The sequence below is a fragment of the Mycobacterium sp. 852014-52450_SCH5900713 genome (genome assembly GCF_001667075.1).
GTDB lineage: Bacteria > Actinomycetota > Actinomycetes > Mycobacteriales > Mycobacteriaceae > Mycobacterium.
Genome location: NZ_LZIL01000065.1, coordinates 26441 through 42292, shown reverse-complemented (window position 1 = coordinate 42292; position 15852 = coordinate 26441). Strand labels below are relative to the sequence as shown.

The 15852-nt window shown below is 69.8% G+C and carries 11 protein-coding genes; 9 read left to right on the top strand and 2 right to left on the bottom strand.

Annotated features, from left to right (window positions below; translation table 11 throughout):
* The first annotated feature begins 20 nt into the window (after window positions 1-20).
* From A5773_RS19355 to A5773_RS19325, 7 genes are all read left to right on the top strand, one after another.
* A complete protein-coding gene (locus tag A5773_RS19355) occupies window positions 21-434 on the top strand; it encodes an OsmC family protein (RefSeq protein ID WP_067792208.1) in 414 nt (137 codons plus the stop codon).
* Window positions 421-714, top strand: coding sequence for an acylphosphatase (locus A5773_RS19350; protein WP_067266149.1), 294 nt, complete (start codon window positions 421-423; stop codon window positions 712-714). Before A5773_RS19355 ends, A5773_RS19350 begins: the two co-directional genes overlap by 14 nt.
* A gap of 175 nt (window positions 715-889) precedes the next feature.
* A complete protein-coding gene (gene smc / locus A5773_RS19345; protein WP_066952559.1) occupies window positions 890-4507 on the top strand; it encodes a chromosome segregation protein SMC in 3618 nt (1205 codons plus the stop codon).
* Between the two features lie 54 nt (window positions 4508-4561).
* The gene (gene ftsY / locus A5773_RS19340; protein WP_066952561.1) at window positions 4562-5872 is read left to right on the top strand and encodes a signal recognition particle-docking protein FtsY; all 1311 of its coding nucleotides are present in this window, start codon (window positions 4562-4564) and stop codon (window positions 5870-5872) included.
* Between the two features lie 184 nt (window positions 5873-6056).
* Window positions 6057-7448, top strand: a complete 1392-nt coding sequence (locus A5773_RS19335) for an ammonium transporter (RefSeq protein WP_066952563.1) — start codon at window positions 6057-6059, stop codon at window positions 7446-7448.
* Window positions 7445-7783, top strand: coding sequence for a nitrogen regulatory protein P-II (glnB, locus tag A5773_RS19330; RefSeq protein WP_066952569.1), 339 nt, complete (start codon window positions 7445-7447; stop codon window positions 7781-7783). The genes A5773_RS19335 and glnB overlap by 4 nt, the downstream gene beginning before the upstream one ends.
* Window positions 7784-7829: 46 nt before the next feature.
* Window positions 7830-10289, top strand: a complete 2460-nt coding sequence (locus tag A5773_RS19325; protein ID WP_082948307.1) for a [protein-PII] uridylyltransferase — start codon at window positions 7830-7832, stop codon at window positions 10287-10289.
* A 5-nt stretch (window positions 10290-10294) separates the two neighbouring features.
* Here the strand turns inward: A5773_RS19325 and A5773_RS19320 are convergent, their stop codons facing one another.
* Window positions 10295-12025, bottom strand: a complete 1731-nt coding sequence (locus A5773_RS19320) for a DEAD/DEAH box helicase (RefSeq protein WP_067266156.1) — start codon at window positions 12023-12025, stop codon at window positions 10295-10297.
* 104 nt (window positions 12026-12129) lie between these two features.
* The gene (locus tag A5773_RS19315) at window positions 12130-12924 is read right to left on the bottom strand and encodes an alpha/beta hydrolase (RefSeq protein ID WP_066952575.1); all 795 of its coding nucleotides are present in this window, start codon (window positions 12922-12924) and stop codon (window positions 12130-12132) included.
* Between the two features lie 142 nt (window positions 12925-13066).
* Between A5773_RS19315 and ffh the strand changes: the two genes are divergently transcribed.
* Entirely contained in the window at window positions 13067-14623 is a 1557-nt protein-coding gene (ffh, locus tag A5773_RS19310) for a signal recognition particle protein (RefSeq protein ID WP_066952577.1), read from the top strand.
* 98 nt (window positions 14624-14721) lie between these two features.
* Window positions 14722-15801 carry an amidohydrolase family protein gene (locus tag A5773_RS19305; protein WP_156744904.1) on the top strand — a complete coding sequence of 360 codons (1080 nt, stop codon included), beginning with the start codon at window positions 14722-14724 and terminating at the stop codon, window positions 15799-15801.
* Window positions 15802-15852: the final 51 nt, after the last annotated feature.

Sequence of the window (15852 nt, the reverse complement as noted above, 5' to 3'; positions counted from 1 at the left end):
CGCCCGGTAAAAAGTAGGGCATGACCGAACTCTGGGTGGAGCGCACGGGATCGCGCCGTTACATCGGATACAGCTCGCGCGGTGCGCAGGTCCTCATCGGCTCGGAGGACGTCGAGGGCGTGTTCACCCCCGGCGAGCTGCTGAAGATCGCGCTCGGCGCGTGCAGCGGGATGTCCAGCGACCAGCCGCTCGCCCGCCGGCTCGGCGACGACTACAAAGCGGTGGTCAAGGTGTCCGGGGACGCCGACCGCGAACGCGAGGTCTATCCGCTGCTGGAAGAGACGCTCGAGCTCGACCTGTCCGGGCTCTCCTCGGAGGAGAGGGAGCGGCTGCTGGTGGTGGTCGATCGGGCGATCGACCTGGTCTGCACCGTGGGGCGCACGCTGAAAGCCGGCACGCAGGTCAATTTCAAGGTCGCCGATGTCGGATCCTGACGTCCGGCTCACCGCCTGGGTGCACGGCACGGTCCAGGGCGTCGGCTTTCGCTGGTGGACGCGCTGTCGGGCGCTCGAGTTGGGCCTGACCGGCTACGCGGCCAACCAGGCCGACGGCCGCGTCCTGGTGGTCGCTCAGGGTCCGCGGGAGGCCGGCGAGAAGCTGCTGGCCCTGCTGGAAGGTGGCGAGTCGTGGCCGCCCAGGCCGGGCCGCGTCGAGAAGGTCGTCGCCGACTGGTCGCAGCCGCAGGAACGTTACGAAGGCTTCGTCGAGCGCTGACGAACGTGATAGCGCCGGCGCTATCACGTTTCGGCTCCGGGATTCGCTTCCGTTCCCGTGACTGATGTGGTCACTGTGGCCAGTGCGTCGACTGTGTTCGGCGGCTGTATTTCGACCCCGGCGACACCCCTCGGTGAGGGTGGCACGGGCGATTTGAGCGGTAGTCTGGCTCGCCGTGTACCTCAAGAGTCTGACGCTGAAGGGCTTCAAGTCCTTCGCATCGCCGACGACTCTGCGTTTCGAGCCGGGCATCACCGCGGTCGTCGGGCCCAACGGTTCCGGCAAATCCAACGTCGTCGACGCCCTGGCCTGGGTGATGGGGGAGCAGGGAGCAAAGACCCTGCGCGGCGGCAAGATGGAAGACGTCATCTTCGCCGGCACCTCGTCGCGGGCCCCACTGGGCCGCGCCGAAGTCACGGTCACCATCGACAACTCCGACAATGCGCTGCCGATCGAATACTCGGAGGTGTCGATCACCCGCCGGATGTTCCGTGACGGCGCCAGCGAATACGAAATCAACGGCGCCAGTTGCCGTTTGATGGACGTGCAGGAGCTGCTGAGCGATTCCGGGATCGGCCGCGAGATGCACGTCATCGTGGGGCAGGGCAAGCTCGACGAGATCCTGCAGTCGCGACCCGAAGACCGTCGCGCCTTCATCGAAGAGGCCGCCGGCGTGCTCAAGCACCGCAAGCGCAAGGAGAAGGCCCTCCGCAAACTCGACGCGATGTCGGCGAACCTGGCCCGGCTCACCGATCTGACCACCGAGCTGCGCCGCCAGCTCAAACCGCTGGGCCGCCAGGCCGAGGTGGCCCGTCGCGCCCAGACCATCCAGGCCGACCTGCGTGACGCCCGGTTGCGCCTGGCGGCCGACGACCTGGTCAGCCGGCAGGTGCAGCGCGACGCCATCTTCGAGGCCGAGGCGGCCATCCGCCGCGAGCACGACGAGGCCGCCGCCCGCCTGGCCGTGGCGTCCGAGGAGCTCACCGCGCACGAGGCGGCGGTGACCGAACTGTCGGTTCGCGCCGAATCCGTGCAGCACACCTGGTTCGGGCTGTCCGCGCTGGCCGAACGGGTGGCCGCGACGGTCCGCATCGCCAGCGAACGCACGCACCATCTCGACACCGAACCCGCGCCGCCCAGCGACACCGACCCCAGAAAGCCGGAAGAGCTGGAAGCCGAGGCCGAGCGGGTGGCCGTCGCCGAGCAGCAATTGCTGGCCGAATTGGCCGAGACGCGCAAGCGGCTCGATGCCGCCCGCGCCGAACTGGGCGAACGTGAACGCGAGGCCGCCGAGGCCGACCGGGCTCACCTCGCTGCTGTGCGGGCCGAGGCGGACCGGCGGGAAGGCCTGGCGCGGCTGGCCGGTCAGGTGGAGACCATGCGGGCGCGGGTCGAATCGATCGACGACAGCGTCGCCCGGCTGTCCGAACGCATCGAACAGGCCGCCAGCCGCGCGCAGCAGTCCAAGGCGGAATTCGAAACCGTGCAGAGCCGCGTCGGCGAACTCGACCAGGGCGAGGTGGGTCTGGACGAGCACCACGAGCGCACCGTCGCCGCGTTGCGGTTGGCCGACGCACGCGTCGCCGAACTGCAATCCGCCGAACGCGACGCCGAACGCCGGGTGGCCTCGCTGCGGGCCCGCATCGACGCGCTGTCGGTCGGGCTGGAGCGCAAGGACGGCGCGGCCTGGCTTACCGAAAATCATTCTCAGGCCGGGCTTTTCGGGCCAATCGCTAAGCTGGTCAAAGTCCGCTCCGGCTACGAGGCGGCGCTGGCGGCTGTGCTGGGATCGGCGGCCGACGCGCTGGCCGCCGAAAGCTTCGGGGCGGCCCGGTCCGCCGTCGCCGCCCTCAAACAGGCCGATGGCGGCCGCGCGGCGCTGGTGCTCGGTGACTGGCCCGCCGACCACCAGGCGGCGCGCGACGCCCTGCCGGGCACCGCCTTATGGGCGCTGGACCTGATCGAGGCGCCCGCGCGGCTTCGCGGTGCCATCACGGCGATGCTCTCGCGGGTCGCGGTGGTCGACGACCTGGATCAGGCGCTCGAACTGGTGGCGACGCGGCCGCAGTTGCGCGCGGTCACGCTCGACGGCGACCTGGTCGGCGCGGGCTGGGTGAGCGGGGGCTCCGACCGCAAGCTGTCCACGCTCGAGGTGACTTCGGAAATCGACAAGGCCGGCAGCGAGCTGGCCGCCGCGGAGTCGCAGGTCGCCCAGTTGACCGCGGCGCTCTCGGGCGCGCTGACCGAGCAGGCCGCGCGCCAGGACTCCGCCGAACAGGCATTGGCCGCGCTGAACGAGTCCGACACCGCGATCTCGGCGATGTACGAGCAGCTGGGCCGGCTCGGGCAGGAGGCCCGCACGACCGAAGACGAGTGGAGCAGGCTGCTGCGGCAGCGCGAGGAGCTCGAATCCGGTCGCGCGCAGACGCTCGAGGAAGTCACCGAGCTGGAAAACCGGCTGCGCAACGCTCAACAGACGCAGCACTCGGACGCCGAAGAACCCACCCATGCGGAGGTCCGCCAGCGGATCGCCGCCGCCGCGGAGGCCGCCCGCAGCGCCGAGGTGGAGGCCCGGCTGGCGGTGCGGACCGCCGAGGAGCGGGCCAATGCGGTGCGCGGGCGCGCGGATTCGCTGCGCCGTGCCGCGGCCGCCGAACGCGAGGCACGGCTGCGGGCCCAACAGGCGCGCGAGGCGCGGCTGCGCGCGGCCGCCGTGGCCGCCGCGGTGGCCGACTCCGGCCGGCTGCTGGCGCAGCGGCTGGACAGGGTGGTCGCGGCGGCGTCGAAGATCCGCGACGCGCTGGCGGCCGAACGCCAGGAGCGCGCGACGGCGATGGCGGCGGTGCGCGAAGAGGTGAACGTGTTGAGCGCCCGGGTGGCCACCCTCACCGACTCGCTGCACCGGGATGAGGTGGCCAACGCGCAGGCGGCCATGCGCATCGAGCAGCTGGAACAGATGGTGCTCGAGCAGTTCGGAATGGCGCCGCCCGACCTGATCGCCGAGTACGGGCCGGACGTGGCCCTGCCGCCCACCGAGCTCGAGATGGCCGAATTCGAGCAGGCGCGCGAACGCGGTGAGCAAGTGGTCGCGCCCGCTCCGATGCCGTACGACCGGGCCACCCAGGAGCGGCGCGCGAAACGCGCCGAGCGGGAACTCGCGGAGCTGGGCCGGGTCAACCCGCTGGCGCTGGAGGAGTTCGCCGCGCTGGAGGAGCGCTACAACTTCCTGTCCACCCAGCTCGAGGACGTCAAGGCCGCCCGCAAGGACCTGCTGGACGTCGTCGCCGACGTCGATGCCCGCATCCTGCAGGTGTTCAGCGATGCCTTCGTCGACGTGGAACGCGAATTCCGGGAAGTCTTCACGGTGCTGTTCCCCGGCGGCGAGGGCCGGCTGCGGCTCACCGATCCGGACGACATGCTCACCACCGGCATCGAGGTGGAGGCCCGTCCGCCCGGCAAGAAGATCACCCGGCTCTCGTTGCTGTCCGGTGGCGAGAAGGCGCTGACCGCGGTGGCGATGCTGGTGGCCATCTTCCGCGCCCGTCCGTCGCCGTTCTACATCATGGACGAGGTGGAGGCCGCGCTCGACGACACCAACCTGCGCCGGCTGATCAGCCTGTTCGAGCTGCTGAGGGCCCGGTCGCAGCTGATCATCATCACGCACCAGAAGCCGACGATGGAGGTCGCCGACGCGCTGTACGGCGTGACCATGCAGGGCGACGGCATCACCGCGGTGATCTCACAGCGGATGCGCGGGCAGCAGGTGGAGCAGCTGGTCTCGCAGTCTTCGTAGCGGCGTAGACCCCGCGCCGACCGCGCGGCGTCGCGCCCCTGAAACAATGTCACCGTGTCCCAAGGTCTTTGGATCGCCATCGCGGTCGTCGCTGTCCTGGTTGTCGTCGCGGCGCTGGTCCTGGGGCTGGTGCGGTACCGCCGCCGGCAGATCACCTTCACGGCCAAGCCGGAGCCCGGCGCGATCGACCGCTCGGGCGGCTACACCGCGTCGTCGGGCATCACCTTCAGCCAGACCGCAACCGCCGATCGGCTCGACACCACGGGCCTGCCCGCGGTGGGCGACGACGCCACCATTCCTCGCGACGCGCCGCGGCGCACCATCTCGGAGGTCGAGCTCCCCGAACCGGAGACGCTGGAGACCCCCGCCGCACCGCCGGTAGCACCGGCGCCCACGCCGCCGGCCGCCGAGCCGCCACCAGCGGCCCCCGAGATCGAGGCCATCGCGCCGCCCGAAGGCCGCCTCGAGCGCCTTCGCGGCCGGCTGGCCAGGTCGCAGAACGCGTTGGGACGCAGCGTGCTGGGCCTGATCGGCGGCGGCGACCTGGACGAAGACGCTTGGCAGGACGTCGAGGACACCCTGCTGGTCGCCGACCTCGGCCCGGTGGTCACCGAGTCGGTGATGGCGCAGCTGCGCGCCCGCCTGGCCGGCAGCGATGTGCGCACCGAAGCCGACGCGAAGGCCGTACTGCGCGACGTGCTGATCCGGGAGCTGCACCCCGACATGGACCGCTCGATCCGCGCGCTGCCGCACGATGACCACCCGTCGGTGCTGCTGGTCGTCGGTGTGAACGGCACCGGAAAGACCACCACCGTAGGCAAATTGGCCCGGGTGCTGGTGGCCGACGGACGTCGTGTCGTGCTCGGCGCCGCCGACACCTTCCGGGCCGCGGCGGCCGATCAACTGCAAACCTGGGCGTCCCGCGTGGGCGCGGAGGTAGTACGCGGGCCCGAAGGCGCCGACCCGGCATCGGTGGCGTTCGACGCCGTCGACAAGGGCATCGCCTCGGGCGCCGACGTGGTGCTCATCGACACCGCCGGCCGGCTGCACACCAAGGTCGGGCTGATGGACGAGCTCGACAAGGTTAAACGCGTGGTAACACGACGCGCCGCGGTCGACGAGGTGCTGCTGGTGCTCGACGCCACCATCGGGCAGAACGGCCTGGCCCAGGCGCGGGTCTTCGCCGAGGTCGTCGAGATCACCGGCGCCGTGCTGACCAAGCTGGACGGTACGGCCAAGGGCGGCATCGTATTCCGCGTCCAACAGGAACTCGGGGTACCGGTGAAGCTGGTCGGGCTCGGGGAGGGTCCCGACGATCTGGCGCCGTTCGAGCCGGGTGCCTTCGTCGACGCCCTGCTCGGCTGAAACCCCTTACAGGGCGAGCCGGACGTTAATACCGCCGAAACACGGCGGCCCCACTGCGGAAACAACAATTGCGCATGGTTCTCGCAGGCCACAGGCGTCGCCTGCCGGCCATTCATGTCCGACCGGAGGTGAGCGAGTGGCATTCCCGCAATTGGGCCAACCAGATACCGGCGATACCGCCTGGATGTTGGCGAGTTCCGCGCTAGTGCTGTTGATGACGCCAGGTCTTGCGTTCTTCTACGGCGGCATGGTGCGCACCAGAAGCGTGCTCAACATGATCATGATGAGCATCAGCGCCATGGGCGTCGTGACGGTGCTCTGGGTGCTCTACGGCTACTCGATGTCGTTCGGTGACGACCGGGGCGGCGTCGTGGGTAATCCGACCGATTACTGGGGCCTGGCGAAGCTCATCGGCGGCAACGCCGTCAAGGCGGACCCGAGCAAGGGCGTCACGCAGGTGGACATCCCGTTGGCCGGCACCATGCCCGCGACGGTGTTCGTGGCCTTCCAGCTGATGTTCGCGATCATCACCGTCGCGCTGATCTCGGGCGCGGTGGCCGATCGGCTCAAGTTCACCGCGTGGCTGGTGTTCGCCGGGCTGTGGGCGACGCTGGTCTACTTCCCGGTCGCACACTGGGTCTTCGCCGCCGACGGCTTCGCGTCTGAGCACGGTGGCTGGATCAACAACAAGCTGCACGCCATCGACTTCGCCGGAGGGACGGCGGTCCATATCAACTCCGGTGTGGCCGGCCTGGCGCTGGCGATCGTCCTGGGCAAGCGCCGCGGGTGGCCCACCACGCTGTTCCGGCCGCACAACCTGCCGTTCGTGATGCTCGGCGCAGGCTTGCTGTGGTTCGGCTGGTTCGGATTCAACGCCGGTTCGGCGACCAGTTCGAACGGGTCCGCCGGAGCGACGTTCATGACCACCACGGTCGCCACGGCCACGGGCATGCTCGCGTGGCTGCTGACCGAGCGCATCCGCGACGGGAAACCCACGACGCTGGGAGCGGCGTCCGGCATCGTCGCCGGACTGGTCGCCATCACACCGTCCTGCTCGTCGGTCAACATCCTGGGCGCGATCGTCGTCGGCGCGGTGGCCGGAGTGGTGTGCGCGCTGGCGGTCGGGCTGAAATTCCGGTTCGGCTTCGACGACTCGCTCGACGTGGTCGGGGTGCACATGGTCGGCGGTCTGGCGGGCACCTTGCTGGTCGGCCTGCTCGCCGCGCCGGAGTCCACCGCGATCAACGGGGTGGCCGGGGTGTCGAAGGGGTTGTTCTACGGCGGCGGCTGGGCCCAGCTGGAGCGGCAGGCGGTCGGCGCCTTCGCCGTCCTCTTCTACTCCGGCATCGTCACGCTGATCTTGGCTTTGATCCTGAAGTACACGATCGGGTTGCGTGTCGACGCCGAGGAAGAATCAACCGGCATCGACGAGTCTGAGCACGCGGAGAGCGCGTACGATTTCGGAACGATCGGTGGGCAGGGATCCGTTCTTCCGGCGGCGCGGGTTCCCCTGGAGGACCGCAACGGCCTGGAGGAGGACCGAGTGGGCGACAAAGTGGAGGCAGAGCAGGCATGAAGCTAGTCACCGCAATTGTGAAGCCGTTCACCCTCGATGACGTGAAGACCAGCCTCGAGGACGCGGGCGTCCTGGGCATGACGGTCAGCGAAATCCAGGGGTACGGGCGGCAGAAGGGCCACACCGAGGTTTACCGGGGTGCTGAATACTCGGTGGATTTCGTGCCGAAGGTGCGGATCGAGGTGGTGGTCGACGATTCCATCGTGGACAAGGTCGTGGACAGCATCGTCCGGGCGGCGCGCACCGGCAAGATCGGTGACGGCAAGGTCTGGGTAACCCCCGTGGAAACCATTGTGCGCGTGCGCACGGGTGAACGCGGAACCGATGCCCTCTGACTCCTAGCCGCACATTGCTGAACCAGGCCGGACGGGCCGGGAGGGTATGACAAGCCCATCCGACAGGTCATCTGAAGCGGGGACAGGAAGCGCCGGCGGGGCAGCCGATTTGGCTGCCTCGCGGCGCCAACTGCTGTCGGAGGGCGCTCACCTCGGCGCCGCGGAGCTCCGGAAAGCCTGGCTGGAGCTTCATGAATCCTGGCTGGTCGCCAAGGCCGGCGAGATCGGCATCGCCGACGGTAGCGGTTTCGCGGTCGTCGGGGTCGGTGGTGTGGGCCGCCGCGAGCTGTTGCCGTATTCCGATCTCGATCTAATGCTGTTGCACGACAACAAGTCTGATACCCAATTGCAGCGGGTCGCCGACGGATTGTGGTATCCGCTGTGGGACGCCAACGTCAGGCTCGACCACAGCGTGCGATCGGTGTCCGGGGCCCTCGGCGTCGCCAACAGCGACCTGGTGGCCGCGCTGGGCATGCTGGACGCCCGCCACATCGCCGGGGACGAGCGCCTGTCGGCGGAGCTGATCGACGGGGCTCGACGCCAGTGGCGCAGCGCAATCCGGTCCCGCATGGACGAGCTCGTCGCCATGACATATGAACGCTGGCAACGGTGTTGGCGAATCGCTCAGCGGGCCGAACCGGATCTGAAGTCGGGGCGCGGCGGCCTGCGCGACGTCCAACTGCTCGACGCGCTGGGCGTCGCGCAGCTCATCGACCGCCACGGCATGGGTCATCCCGACGCGCCCGGCGGATCGCTGAACGCCGCGTACCTCACGCTGCTCGATGTCCGCACAGAACTGCACCGGGTATCCAAGCGCGGACTCGACCAACTGCTGGCTCAGTTCGCCGACGAGGTCAGTGCGGCCTTGGGCGTCGGGGATCGATTTGCGTTGTCCCGCATGCTCTCCAGCGTCAGCCGCACCATCGCGTACCACGCCGAAACCGGGCTCCGGACCGCGCAGAACGCCCTGCCCCGACGCGGCCTCACCGCCCTGGTGCGGCGCCCGAAGCGGCGACCGCTGGACGAGGGGGTGGTCGAGTACGACGGCGAGGTGGTGCTCGCCCGCGACGCCCAACCCCAAACCGATGCCGGCCTGGTGTTGCGAGTCGCCGCCGCGTCGGCGGACACCGGCCTGCCGATCGGCGCCGGCACGCTCAAGCGACTCGCCGACAGCGTCCCGGATTTACCCTCGCCATGGCCGCGGGAGGCGCTGGACGACCTGCTGGTCGTGCTGCTGGCCGGGCCCACGGCGGTGAACACGATCGAGTCCCTGGACCGCACCGGGCTGTGGGGCCGACTGTTCCCGGAATGGGATGCGGTGCGCGACCTTCCGCCGCGCGACGTCTCGCACAAGTGGACCGTCGACCGGCACATCGTCGAAACCACTGTCAACGCGGCCCCGCTCACCACCCGCGTGGCGCGATCTGACCTGCTCGCCCTCGGCGCGCTGCTGCACGACATCGGCAAGGGGCGCGGCACGGACCACTGTGTGCTCGGCGCGGAATTGACGATCCCGATCGGCAACCGGCTGGGGCTGTCGGCCCAGGACACCGACACGCTCGCGGGAATGGTCCGCCACCACCTCCTGCTGCCGATCACGGCCACCCGAAGCGATCTCAACGATCCCAAGACCATCGAGTCGGTGGCCGCGGCCCTGCGCGGCGACCCGCAACTGCTCGAACTCCTGCACGCACTGGCCGAGGCGGATTCGAAGTCCACCGGTCCCGGGGTGTGGAGCGACTGGAAGGCGTCGTTGATCGACGACTTGGTCCGTCGCTGCCGGCTGGTGATGGCGGGCGAGCCGCTGCCGGAGGCCGAACCGATTGCGCCCCACTATCTTTCGCTGGCGGCTGGCCGCGGCGTGCACGTGGAGCTGCACCCCGGTGACCGGGAGCGCTTGACCGCGGTGATGCTCGCGCCGAACCAGCGCGGGCTGGTTTCGAAAGCAGCGGCAGTGCTGGCGGTGAACTCCCTGCGTATCCATTCGGCGTTGGCCAACATTCACGACGGCGTGGCGATCGTCGAGTTCGTCGCGTCGCCGGTGTTCGGCTCGCCGCCCGAATCAGGCTTACTGCGCCAGCAATTCAACGGTGCCCTGGCCGGCGACCTCGACATCCTCGGCACGCTGGAAAGACGCGACAGCGACGCGGTCAGCGCCGCGACGGCCCGGGCCGGCGAGATTCAGGCCGGGGTGCCCGTCACCCGGTCTACCGCCCCGCCGCGCATCCTGTGGCTCGACGCGACGACCGCCGGCCAGTTGATCTTCGAGGTCCGGGCCATGGATCGGCTGGGTCTGCTCGCGCTGTTGACCCGTGCGCTGGAACGCGCGGGGTCCGACATCGTCTGGGCCAAGGTCAACACGTTCGGCTCGACCGCCGCCGACGTCTTCTGCGTGACGGTGCCGGCGCACGGCGAGCACGACGCGCGAGCCGCGATCGAGCAGAACCTGCTCGCCGTGTTGGGCGGCCCCACGGTCGAAGTGCTCCAGGAGCCGGTCGGCGACTAGCGGGGTCAGGCGTGCTCGGCGTTGAGTCGCCGCAGCGCCTCGATGCGGTCCTGGATCTGTTCGCGGGTCGCGGCGGCGATCGGTGGCCCCCCGCAACGACGGCGAAGTTCGCTGTGAATCCAGCCGTGCGGCTTGCCGATGCGGTGGTGGGTGGCCGACACCAGGCTGTTGAGCTCGCGGCGCAGCTCGCGCAGTTGGCCATGCATCGACGGCGGCCCCGACACCGCGGCCGGCGCAGCCTGTGCGGCCCGTCGCTGCAGCTGCTCGTCCTGCCGGCGGTGCAGCAGCGCCCGCATCTGATCGGCATCGAGCAACCCCGGAATGCCGAGGTAATCGGCCTCCTCGTCGCTTCCGGCCGGCGCGGCGGTGCCGAACGACGACCCATCGAAGATGACCTGATCCAGCTCCGCGTCGGCGCCCAGTGAGGTGAAGCCGTTGTCGGCCTCGGTCTTTTCGGTCTGCGTCCTGATGGCGGGATCGCCGTCGAGGGGGTCGTCGTCGGGGCGGTGCGGATCCCCCAGCACGTGATTGCGCTGGGCCTCCAGCTCGCTGGCGAGCTGCAGCAGATTGGGCACCGACGGCAGGAAGATGCTGGCGGTCTCGCCCGGCCGCCGCGATCGTACGAAGCGGCCGATGGCCTGCGCGAAGAACAGGGGAGTGGAGGCGCTGGTGGCGTAGATGCCGACCGAGAGCCGGGGCACGTCGACGCCTTCGGAGACCATCCGCACGGCCACCAGCCACCGGCTGGTGCCGGCGGCGAATTCGCTGATGCGCGCGGAGGATCCGGGATCGTCGGACAGCACCACCGTCGGCGCCTCGGAGGTCAGCCTGGTCAGCAGGGTTGCGTAGGCGCGCGCCGCGGTGCGGTCCGAGGCGATGATCATGCCGCCGGCGTCGGGCACGTGCGCGCGCTTCTGGCTCAGCCGCTGGTCGGCGGCCGCGATCACCGCGGGCATCCATTCGCCGGCCGGGTCGAGCGCCGTGCGCCAGGCCCGCGCCGTGTGCTCGGCGGTCAGCGGCTCGCCCAGCCGCGCGGCGTGCTCCTCGCCGGCACTGTCCCGCCAGCGCGCCTCCCCGGAGTAGGCCAGGAAGACCACCGGTCGGACCACCCCGTCGGCAAGAGCCTCGGCGTAGCCGTAAGTGTGGTCGGCCTGCGAACGCCGCACCCCGTCGGCGCCCGATTCGTAGGCGACGAACGGGATGGGGCTGTCGTCGCTGCGAAAGGGCGTGCCCGTCAAGGCGAGCCGGCGCGTCGCATCGCCGAAGGCCTCGCGGATGGCCTCACCCCAGGTCTTGGCGTCACCGCCGTGGTGAATCTCGTCGAAGACCACCAACGTCTTGCGCTGCTCGGTGCGTACCCGGTGCAGCGTCGGATGCGCCGCGACCTGAGCGTAGGTGACCATCACGCCGTGGTACTCGCCCGACATCAGGGCATGGGAGTTGGAGAACTTCGGGTCCAGGGCGATGCCGTGCCGTGCGGCGGCCTGGGCCCACTGCACCTTGAGGTGCTCGGTGGGCACCACGACCGTGATCTGCTCGACGACGCGCTGGCTCAGCAGTTCCGCGGCCACCCGCAGGGCGAACGTCGTCTTGCCGGAGCCCGGGGTCGCCACGGCCAGGAAATCGCGCGGTTGGCCGGCCAGGTATTTCACCAACGCCCGGCGCTGCCAACCCCGCAGCGCACGGCCGCTGTCGTCGACGGGAGACTCCGTGCGAGCGAGCGGTTGCACGGACATTTCCCCCCGTTTGTTGTAATTGTCGACCCGGCCAGAGTGGTGAAGCGGTGGCTGTGAAATCTAGCACGCCAACGCTTTTCGGCGCAGTAACGACTCGGGCGCGGCTACCGTGGCCGGCCCGCGAGGTCGCGGGTCTGCAGCCACCCGTGGATGCGTTGCGCGACGTCAGCCCACCCCGGCTCGAGCATCATGTTGTGGCCCATCGGGAAGAATTCCGGTTCGGTCGCATACGCGCGCGCCGTGGCACGCACATCGCCGGCGCTGACGAAGCCGTCGTACTGCGCGCCGAGGACCAGGATCGGCGTGGTCACCCGCCGCGTTCTGACACGGCGGACCACGGGATCGGTCATGGCGGCGCGGATGCTCTCGGCCCCCGCGCGTTGCCTGCAGGATTCGACGACCGCCTCGGGCGTGTCGGCGCAGAACAGGTACTCACGGACCAGAGCCGGGGTGGCGAGGAATTTCAGCAGCGTGGGGTCGGTCCAGGCTTCCATCGTCATCGATGGCCGGCGGCGCCAGACGCGCACCGCCAACCTGAGCACGCCCTGCGGCGGCACGGAGCCCACCAGGACCGCCGCCGGGGCGCCGCGTGTTTCGAGGTGGCGCTGGATGACGAAGCCACCCAGCGAATGGCCTATCAGCACGGGGTCGCCGCCCAGTTCGTCGGCCACCGAACGGAGGTCGTCGATGTAGTCGGCGATGGAAACCTTGTGCAGCGGCTTGGCCGTCGGGCTGGCGCCGTGCCCCCGCAGGCTCATCGCGACCGCGCGGTAGCCCGCGTCGGCGAAGAAGTCCAGGAAGTGCTCCCAGCACCACGCGCCGTGCCAGCCGCCGTGCACGAACAGCAGCGGCACCGGATGATCTCGGCTGCAGGATCCTTTGTCGATCACCTCGAGCATGGGAACCATTCAAACCCGCTCGCCGTTTCGGCGAGACTGAAACTACGCACACCTTTATCGGCGCGTCGTGTGCGTAGTTGCGGTGTCGCGGTCGATGGGCGGCGCCAAGCCGGCCGGGCTGGACTACCACTAGGCTGGCGGGGTGTTTGAATCGCTGTCCGACCGGTTGACCGGTGCACTTCAGGGACTACGCGGCAAGGGTCGACTGACCGACGCCGACATCGAGGCCACCACCCGCGAGATCCGGCTGGCGCTGCTGGAAGCCGACGTGTCGTTGCCCGTGGTGCGCGCGTTCGTCACCCGGATCAAGGACCGCGCCCGGGGTGCCGAGGTCTCCGGCGCCCTCAACCCGGCGCAGCAGGTCGTCAAGATCGTCAACGAAGAGCTCATCGGCATCCTGGGTGGGGAAACCCGCCAGCTGGCGTTCGCCAAGACGCCGCCGACCGTGGTGATGCTCGCCGGTCTGCAGGGTTCCGGTAAGACCTCGCTGGCCGGAAAGCTGGCCGCGTGGCTGCGCGGGCAGGGGCACACTCCGCTGTTGGTGGCGTGCGACCTGCAGCGGCCGGCCGCGGTGAACCAGCTGCAAGTCGTCGGTGAGCGCGCCGGGGTACCGGTGTTCGCGCCGCATCCCGGCGAGTCCCCCGGATCGGGGCCCGGTGACCCGGTCGCGGTCGCGGCGGCGGGGCTCGCCGAGGCCCGGGCGAAGCACCACGACGTCGTCATCGTCGACACCGCCGGCCGGCTGGGCATCGACGACGAGCTGATGTCCCAGGCCGCGGCCATCCGCGACGCCGTCAATCCCGACGAAGTGCTGTTCGTGCTGGACGCGATGATCGGGCAGGACGCCGTGACCACCGCGGAGGCGTTCCGCGAGGGCGTCGGCTTCACCGGGGTGGTATTGACCAAGCTCGACGGTGACGCCCGCGGTGGCGCCGCGTTGTCGGTGCGCGAGGTGACCGGCGTCCCAATCCTTTTCGCCTCCACCGGCGAGAAGCTGGAGGACTTCGACGTCTTCCACCCCGACCGGATGGCCGGCCGCATCCTGGGCATGGGCGACGTGCTGAGCCTGATCGAACAGGCCGAGCAGGTCTTCGACGCCGAGCAGGCCGAGGCCGCCGCCGCCAAGATCGGCACCGGCGAGCTGACGCTGGAGGACTTCCTCGAGCAGATGCTCGCCATCCGCAAGATGGGTCCGATCGGCAACCTGCTGGGCATGCTTCCCGGCGCCGGGCAGATGAAGGACGCGCTGGCACAGGTCGACGACAAGCAACTCGACCGCCTGCAGGCCATCATCCGCGGCATGACGCCCCAAGAGCGGGCCGACCCGAAGATCATCAACGCTTCCCGGCGGCTGCGCATCGCCAACGGGTCCGGCGTCTCGGTGTCCGAGGTGAACCAGCTGGTGGACCGGTTCTTCGAGGCCCGCAAGATGATGTCGTCGATGCTCGGCGGCATGGGCATCCCCGGCATGGGGCGCAAGTCGGCGACCCGAAAGGCCAAGGGCGGCAAGGGCAAGAAGGGCAAGAAGGGCGGGCGGGGCCCGACGCCGCCCAAGGCCAGGAACCCGCTCGGCGCCGGGATGCCGGGCATGCCGGCCGGATTCCCCGACCTCTCGCACATGCCCGAAGGCCTCAACGAGCTGCCGCCCGGCCTGGCGGATTTCGACCTGTCCAAACTCAAGTTCCCAGGCAAGTCGTGACGATCGCGAGCGCGGCGAAGCCGGGCGAAGTCCCCCGCAAGCGGGAGGTGCCCCCAGGTCGTCACCGTCGGACCCGACGAAACTGACCCGCTGTGCGCATGCACGTGCGAGGTGTCGGGCTGCCGGACGAGACCCCAACCGAGCTGTGGATCGTCGGCGGGTGCATCAGCACCGAACCGGTCGCGGGGGCCGACACCGTCTTTGACGGCGGCTGGATCATCCCCGGCCTGGTGGACGCGCACTGCCACGTCGGGCTCGGCGAGCACGGCGAGATTCCGCTCGACGAGGCGATCGCCCAGGCCGAGATCGAACGCGACGTCGGTGCGCTGCTGTTGCGGGACTGCGGCTCACCCACCGACACCCGCAGCCTCGACGACCACGAGGATCTGCCCCGCATCATCCGGGCCGGAAAACATCTGGCCCGGCCCAAGCGGTATGCGGCGGGTTTCTCGCGCGAGCTGGAAGACGAGTGGCAACTGCCCGAGGCGGTGGCGGAAGAGGCGCGGCGCGGCGATGGCTGGATCAAGCTGGTCGGCGACTGGATCGATCGCAGCGTCGGCGACCTCGCACCGCTGTGGTCCGACGACGTGCTCAAGGCGGCCATCGACACCGCACATGCCCATGGCGCCCGGGTCACCGCGCACGTCTTCAGTGAGGACGCGCTGCCGGGCCTGGTCAAGGCCGGCATCGACTGCATCGAGCACGGCACCGGCCTCACCGATGACACCATCGCGCTGATGGTCGAGCACGGGACCGTCCTGGTCCCCACGCTGGTCAACATCGTCGAGAATTTCCCGGGTATCGCCGACGCCGCGGCCGGGAAGTATCCGACCTACGCCGCCCACATGCGCGACCTGCATGCACGCGGGCTGTCGCGGATCGCCGCGGCCCGTGATGCGGGCGTGCCGATCTACGCCGGCAGTGACGCCGGCACCATGGTCGCGCCCGGGCGCATCGCCGACGAGATCGAAGCGCTCAAGGGCATCGGCATGAGCCCGACCGATGCGTTGGGCGCGGGGTGCTGGGACGCCCGGCGCTGGCTGGGGCGCCCCGGGCTCGATCACGGCGCGTCCGCCGACCTGCTGTGCTTCGCGGACGATCCGCGGTCGAGCCCGGCCGCCCTGCACCGTCCGGACCTGGTGATTTTGCGCGGCAAGGTGTTCCGCTCGCCGACGTAGACCGGAATCGGCCCTGTTCACGGGGTTGCCGCGCCGACTTCCGGAAAAGAT